Annotated in this window: 7 protein-coding genes and 1 pseudogene; 1 reads left to right on the forward strand and 7 read right to left on the reverse strand. The window is 64.0% G+C overall.

Translation table 11 applies throughout. The annotated features are described in order from the left end of the window. Window positions 1–9 precede the first annotated feature (9 nt). The 6 genes from A5789_RS34130 to A5789_RS38175 form a co-directional block, all read right to left on the reverse strand. Window positions 10–885, reverse strand: a complete 876-nt coding sequence (locus tag A5789_RS34130; protein ID WP_146102313.1) for a hypothetical protein — start codon at window positions 883–885, stop codon at window positions 10–12. Window positions 886–967: 82 nt separating this feature from the next. After that, window positions 968–1,816, reverse strand: coding sequence for a hypothetical protein (locus A5789_RS34135; RefSeq protein WP_063012620.1), 849 nt, complete (start codon window positions 1,814–1,816; stop codon window positions 968–970). 14 nt (window positions 1,817–1,830) lie between these two features. Continuing rightward, window positions 1,831–2,133, reverse strand: coding sequence for a hypothetical protein (locus tag A5789_RS34140; RefSeq protein ID WP_063012622.1), 303 nt, complete (start codon window positions 2,131–2,133; stop codon window positions 1,831–1,833). Window positions 2,134–2,150: 17 nt separating this feature from the next. Beyond that, on the reverse strand, window positions 2,151–2,540 hold the full coding sequence (locus A5789_RS34145) for a hypothetical protein (protein WP_063012624.1): 390 nt from the start codon (window positions 2,538–2,540) through the stop codon (window positions 2,151–2,153). Window positions 2,541–2,579: 39 nt separating this feature from the next. Then, complete coding sequence (locus tag A5789_RS34150; protein ID WP_193615524.1) at window positions 2,580–3,140, reverse strand: type VII secretion system-associated protein; 561 nt, start codon at window positions 3,138–3,140, stop codon at window positions 2,580–2,582. A 50-nt stretch (window positions 3,141–3,190) separates the two neighbouring features. Next, complete coding sequence (locus A5789_RS38175) at window positions 3,191–3,709, reverse strand: hypothetical protein (RefSeq protein ID WP_227462916.1); 519 nt, start codon at window positions 3,707–3,709, stop codon at window positions 3,191–3,193. 117 nt (window positions 3,710–3,826) lie between these two features. Here A5789_RS38175 and A5789_RS38180 point away from each other — a divergent pair, with 117 nt between their 5' ends. After that, window positions 3,827–4,426 carry a hypothetical protein gene (locus A5789_RS38180; RefSeq protein WP_227462915.1) on the forward strand — a complete coding sequence of 200 codons (600 nt, stop codon included), beginning with the start codon at window positions 3,827–3,829 and terminating at the stop codon, window positions 4,424–4,426. Here the strand turns inward: A5789_RS38180 and A5789_RS38700 are convergent. Next, window positions 4,406–6,112: pseudogene (locus A5789_RS38700) on the reverse strand (ADP-ribosyltransferase); the annotation flags it as partial. The gene A5789_RS38180 and the pseudogene A5789_RS38700 sit on opposite strands and share 21 nt — an antisense overlap. Window positions 6,113–6,842: the final 730 nt, after the last annotated feature.

The raw sequence follows: 6,842 nt of genomic DNA on the forward strand, positions 1-6,842 counted from the left end.
ATCGCTGTGCTAACGCTGGGCGACTGCCTTCAGTCGTTCCAGTGACGGAAGTTCGTCTTCCACAGCGTTCGGTTCGATCATCCCGGAGAGGCGGTCTTCAGGATGGTGGCGACTGTCATGAAGGGTCTGCAGTGGCGGAAGTTGCTGCCTGTACCCATGGCTCAATCGCAATTGCCAGAGACCGGCGGCGATGTGCGCTGTCCTGCCGGCGGACCGGAGAGGAAGGTAGTCGGCGGCGTCGTTCTCGACCGAGGCCCAGAGATAGCCGATATGCCGACCCTCCTTCAGTATCGGCAGAAAGCGGACTGCACTGGATGTGCTGGTTGGGTAGCGGCGCAACGGCGTGCTGACCAGCGGGCCCCAGCCCTGTGAGCGGTCGACCGGCGTGCCGTCGGGGTACATACCGTCCTGTACCAGCGGGTCGGGCGGAGGAGGGCCGCCCGGGTTCACCAATTCGTATAGGGCAGTAAGGCTTTCGGCTCGCCTGACCGAAGCGCCGGCGGGTATTCCACCACCCTCGGGATGCTCCGCCGCACCGATCCACTGCTGTACCGCTTGCTGGGCCGGGAGCCGGTCTGCGTAGGCGGCGGCCAGCCGGTCCGCCCACGTGTCGATCGCGGTCCACGACGGGTCGGACAGCGGATCGCCGTCCGACATCTTGCGGATGAAACCGGCGGAGTTGTGGGTCGCCGATGCCCAGAGGCACCCCATGAATTTGCCGCGTCGTATGACAGGCACATATCTGACCGGTTGCCTGGTCCAGCCCTCGTATGTGGCGCGAGGTGCCATCGGCGCACCGAAACCGGCTGGAGGTTCGTAGCCTGGTGGGGCGGCAGGGGGCTGGTTGGCGAAAGTGAACTTGTCACTGACGATCGCCTCCGCCACACGTCGTTCCTTTCATCCGTGTACATCGGGTGGGCGTGAAGTCGAGCTCGAGCCCTGCCGACGAGCTTGTGCGGTGAATCCGCTACTGCTGTGCGAGATTTACGAGCTGTTGCACTGTGGGAAGCTCCGCGTCCGGCACGTTGGGTTGGATCATGCCTGACATGTGGTCTTCAGGGAAGGCGCGACATCTGTCGAGGATTTCGAGCGGTGGAACGTTCTGTTCGTAGCCCTCGGTAATGCGAAGTTTCCAGAGGCCGGCGGCAATTTGTGCGGTTCTGCCCGCTGCCGCGCGGGGCAGGTAGCCGGCCGCGTCGTTGGTGGTCGACGCCCACAGGTAGGCAATAAGGTTGCCGCTCTTGATAATCGGCAGATACCGAACCGGTGAGTCGGTGGTGGAGGGGTAGGTGGTAGCGGGTGCGGAGACGAGTGGTCCCCAGCCCTGCGCGCGATTCACTGGTGTGCCGTCAGGGAATTCGCCGTCTTGAATGAGAGGTCCAGGCGCCGCAGGGCCGCCAGGGTTGGTGCGCTGGTACAGAGCGTCGAGATTCGGCGCGTCGGGGACAGGTGCGTCGGCGGGGATGTAGCCGCCGATGGGATCTTCGGGCGCGCCGACCCAGCGCTGTACAGCATCGACGGGACGTAATCCCTGCTTGCAGGCGGCGTCGAGCCGCTCCCGCCAGACGTCCATCCAAGAGAAGTCGTCACGACTCAGGATGCGAACCAGTCCGGCGGAGTTGTGGTGCTGCGACGCCCAGATGTGACCGACGAACTCACCGCGGATCAGGATCGGCCAGTAGAACAAGGGTTTACGAGTCCAGGGCTCGTATCGCCCTTCGAGCGGATCGCGCTGCGGTTTCGGCTCCGGATACTCGGGCGTCCCCGGCGGCGGGAGGGGGCCCCAGTTGTAGCTGGTGTCGTCCCAGGAGTTCACGATGATGATCCCGTCTACGAGGGTTGTTCGTCGGTGGGTGATGCGGCCCCGGGATTCCGGTAATGTTCCCGTATTTCGCCTGGTTGGATCTCGTTCTCAGGAGTGACCAGGCCGAATCCCTTTGTGAATTTAGGGTTGTCGTCGACAATCCGCTGCTCGGCCGGTACGGCGTCTCGGGCGGCGATATCTTCGGCCACTCGGCGATCGATGTCATGCAACTCCTCGACCGAGATGCCCATTCGCGCCGCAATCTTTTCGTCGACTCGACGCTGTTCGGCGGGGTCGGCGGCGGAAGGGCGGTCCGGCTGATAGGTCATCGTGCGCTCCGGTTCGGTCAGAAGTATGCGGCGATTGCAGTGTCGTATCGTGCATCGGTCACATCGATGACCCCCGGCGGCTGGTAGTTCTGCCGACGCACATGGTCCACGAATTCCTGTGGCATGTCGAGCGAGTAGTTTCTCAGATAGTGGATCGAATCCAGCCGCCATATCCACTCGCCGTCCGAAACGAGAGTGGGTCCGCTACGGATCCACTCACGGCCGTCCACCATATCTACGACATCTTCCATGACATCGAATACAGGGGTCCCGGCCTGCATATAGTCCGCAATCCGATCGCGGTCGCCTATGATTCGGGTGGTGTACGACTCGGATAGCGGTTTCAATTCGGGCTTGTCTTTTCGGTACATTTCCCGATATATGCCGACCGCTCGAAGATTCTGCACAGTAAACTCTTTTCGACGAGTATCGAATGTGGTAAAAAGTTATCGACCGGTGCCGCCTTCCATCAATGCCGCGACCGGAATCCGCACAGAACTCGGTCTGCCGGGATTGACTACGACCGACGCATCGTCCGGTAAGCGTTGTAGCAGGGTTTCGAACGGTACCCGCTCAACGAACCGGTAGTTCTCCGGCACGATCTCCGGCCGGGTGTACAGTGCTACGAAATCTCCCCGAGAATCCGAATATACGACTGTCTCAACAGTTCCGTCGCCAGGGATGTACACATCGGATGACCGTAATGCGTTCATGAGGGATTCCTCCGTCCCATACCCCGTCGCAGCCAGTTGCAATTGCCTTTCGGTGTCGTCACCGGGCTTCGGCATCCCCAGCTTGACCGGCGACGGGCGGTACTTGGTGTTGCGTTGGAATTCGCCGCTGATTTTTCCTTCGTCGTCGACTTTCCATGCCCCCTCGATTCCGTACGGGGGAACGTTTCCATCCTGAGGAAAGAACGGGTCGATCACGTACACCCATCCTCCGGGTTGTTCCGCGGCAGCCTTTCGGAGCGCGGGAGTTATCGGCGGTGGTGTGTTATCGGTCATTCTCATCTCCTGCATCCAGAATCGGATCGACCGGTCAGTATCTGTCCATGCTAGTCGTCGGTGCTCTCATCGCTCTCGGACGGTCTCCCTCCGGCACCGGGATCCCCGTCGTCTCTGGTGACGTAGTTCGGATTGGGAATGAAGTCACCGTACTCTCCGGTCGAGTAGCTGTACGACCTCGCACCTACGATGAACTCGCCGCGGATTCCTCCCGGAAATGCCACTTCGGATTCGTATTCCATCGTGTGGGCGCCGAGTGTCTCGTTGACATCGATTCCTCCGGGAGCGTCCAGCTCATAAGTGAAACGCCCTCCGAATTCCTCGCCGATATCCTCGCGTGTCGATGTGCTGACGAAAGCCGAAGGGACATCGTCCTCTACGTATTGCGAGAGGTCCGTGAACGAGGGATCTCGGGGGGAGAAACCCTGGTCGAAAATCACAGCGGGCGGCCTGTTGTCACTGCGATAGAGAGGTTCGTTGTCGGTTCGCCATCGGGGATCCACGCCCATGTCGCTGATGTCCACCGACGGGTCCACGGCTGCCTCGAGGTGGTTGTCGTCCGAGGCCATGATGTCCCAGCCGTCCCGGCGGCCTTCGGTGGTGACGGCCGAGTTATCGGATTCCGCGATGTCGACGTGGTGCGGTTCCTGTGTGGGTTCGGCACCGCCGGGGTGAAAGGTGGCCCAGTGCCCACCGTCGTGAACGACGGCGGGCGAGTCGGGGGCCCGACGCACGCCGACGGTGTCCGACGGTGCGCGTACCGGCGCCCCGAGTTCGTCGGCGAGCTGCTGAGCCCAGCCGATGTCGTTGCCCGCATGGCAGGAGATCAGGCGGACCGGAGTGCCCGGCTGGTAGTTCGGGTTGTTCCGAATCGCGTCGGCAACGTATTGCGGACTGGTCTCGTTCTCGTGCCCGGGTATCGGGCGGCCGAAGCGGTTCCCATGGACGATGACATCGTGTTCTCCCTCATTGCGGAGATTGTCGTAGACACGATGCGTCTGGGGGTCGTCACCTATGGCAGTGCGGTCGGGGCCGTGCAGGACCGAGTGTTCCACTTCGCCTGTGCCGGTCTCGATTTCGTGATCTGTGGACCCTTCATGATCGTCGGTGTCGTGGTGTTGGGCCGCATCCTCGGAATGGGGAACGTGTGGAGGTGTCTCGTAGAGGTAGATCCGGGTGCGCCCGAACAGCCCGGCAGTCGGATCGTGCGTGACACCGCGCACTTCGAACGTGGTGTTGCGATCGAAAAGGACTTCTCGTTCACCCGGCCGCACGGAGTGCTCTGAGATATCGCGGCCGGTGCTGGAGTGGATGACGAATTCGACATTGCCGACGAAGGTGCGTCGAGGGTCCCGGGAGGTACTGGTGAACGCGGGCTCGGTCACCGTTTCGCCGGGAACATACCGCGCTATCTCTTCGGGGCTCAGTGAGGTGCCACGCCAGACGGTGCCGGTGTGGGCCGGCAGATTGCCCAGACCATCGGAGATCCGTTGTGCGAGTTGCTGCTGGTCCGGATCGAGTTCGGTGTGGTTGCGCAGACGGTTGTTGAGCTCGGTGTAGTGGTTCCCGTCGGGGTCGGTGTAATCACGGATAGCTTGATGCTGTTCGGGCGTCGGTTCTCCGCGACCATGATCGGGAGCGTATTGGTGGTGCGGCGCTACTGCGTCGCCACGTTCGGGACTCGTGTGTGCGGGCGCGCTGTCACGCCTGCCCGATTCCGGTATGTGGCGGTTCCCGCGAGTCTCGCCGGGACCGGAAGCTTCTGGTGCGGTGTGGGTCGATTCCGGGCGAAGGTCCGCCCTCGCACCGTCGGTCCGGGTGGGAGCCACGGGTTCGGGATCGGACCGATGAGATGGCGGGCTCGACCGGTCGACCGACGTTGTCGTCGTTGTCGGTTCGCCCGGGCGATGGACGGCTGGTCCGGGTTCTCGCGGCACCGAGGAGCCGGGGCCGGGGCGCCGTTCCTCATCTCCGGCCGAGTGGTCGGGGCGAGGTCCGTCCGCTGCGGTGACCGGCGTCGCGGGTGGCCTACCGTTCGGTGCGGTCGCGGGTGCTCCGGAGCCCGGGCGAGATTCGCTCGGGCGCATCGATTCGCCGCGTGCCGGCACTTCGGCCGGATGACCGGTCGGTCCGGCGTGGCCTTCGTCTCGCGGTGGGGTGCGCGCTGGATTGCTGTGGTCGGCGTCCGAGCGCCGAGTCGAAGGCGCCGGTTGTGCATCCGATGGACGACGCGCGGATTCGTGCGGTGCCGGTCCGCTCGCGTCGTTTCGATGTGGGCCGGATGCGTTGGGTTCCGTTCGTGATGCGGGAGCTGATGGTCGCTCGTGTTCGGCCGCCGGCGCGGCCATGTGCTCGGGCGGAAGAACTTCCGCGTGCACGGTGAATGTCGGCCGCATGCCGGATTCGGTCTGGACCCATCCGGTATGGACGATGTCGTTGATTCGGTACCGGGTATGCCGTTGCAGAATCAGCTCGCGTTGATCGGGGTACGCGCTGTCGTGGCCCATCCAGAGGCCGGGGGATCCGGCCGGGACCGTCATCTCGATCCGGAACGGGAATGGCCGGCCGTCGACCTGAGTGAGATTCGCGCCCAGAGACGTTGACATATAGGCGCGTTCCGTTTGTGTTGTGCCGATCAAGGCACGCGGATCACCGCCCGCTCCGAGTTGACGTCCCATCTCTGTCTCCATGAACGAGAGGTCGTGCAGCCCTCTCAGTACTTGGACGGATTCGGGAAGCGGTCTGTTGAGTGCGGCGTCGGTTTCCGCGATCCGCCGATGGAAGGCCTCGACCGTGGGCGGGCCGTCGAAGTACTGGTGCAGGAACCTCCAGTTCCCCTGATTGCTCGCCAATGCGTCGAGTCGGGCTGCCGGATCCGGCTGTGAACGTACGAAGTCGACCCACTGGCGTTGGAAAGGATCCAGGTCGCGCCGCATCGCCATGCGATCCAGATCCGCCACCGTCCGAGGCATTTCGCCACGATTCGCATGGGTCAGGGCTGCGGCGGCATGACTTTCGGCACGCAGATGGTCGAAATGACGACCGACTGCCTCCAACGGATTGGGCGAGCGCAGGAAGCCGTTCGGGAACGACTGGACCGTGTACTGACGTACCGCATGCTGTAGTTCGGGAGGCAACGAGTGCAGCACATGTGCCAAGCGATTGTCGCCGTAGCGTTGGCCTGCTTCGTCGGATCCGAATCGGCGCACACCGTCGCGGCCGACCGCACCTTCGTCGGAATGCGAGTGGTCACCGGGCGGTGGGTTGTGGTGTGGCGGCGCAGCGGGATGGCCCCCTTCGTGGGGCACACCATTGTGCGGTCGCGGGCTCGCCGGATGGGTGGGCGAGGAGTGCACGGCATGGTTGTCGGCGGCGGGTCCGTGGGCGCCGGGATGTGTTGTGGCGCCTGTCGGTCGGGCCGTGTTGCGGGCCTCGGGCCCTGGAACCGGACGGCGTGCGGGACCGGCGGAGGGGTCCGGATGTAGTCGGCCCGCCCGCTCCGGATGTGTCCGCGCGGCTGGTTCGGGGCGGGCCGGTGACGGCTCGGAGGGGCGATGCGAGGGGCGCGGTGTTTCTGGACGTGGTGTGGTCCCACCCGGACGAGGTCGGGGACCTGCCTCCGGGCGAGGTGCCGGCTCGCCGGGGCGGTGGTTCGGGCGGGGCGTCTCCGGGTGGGATCCGTTCGGCCGTGGGGATTCCGCC

It is taken from the genome of Nocardia sp. 852002-51101_SCH5132738, assembly GCF_001665695.1.
Classification (GTDB): Bacteria; Actinomycetota; Actinomycetes; order Mycobacteriales; family Mycobacteriaceae; genus Nocardia; species Nocardia nova.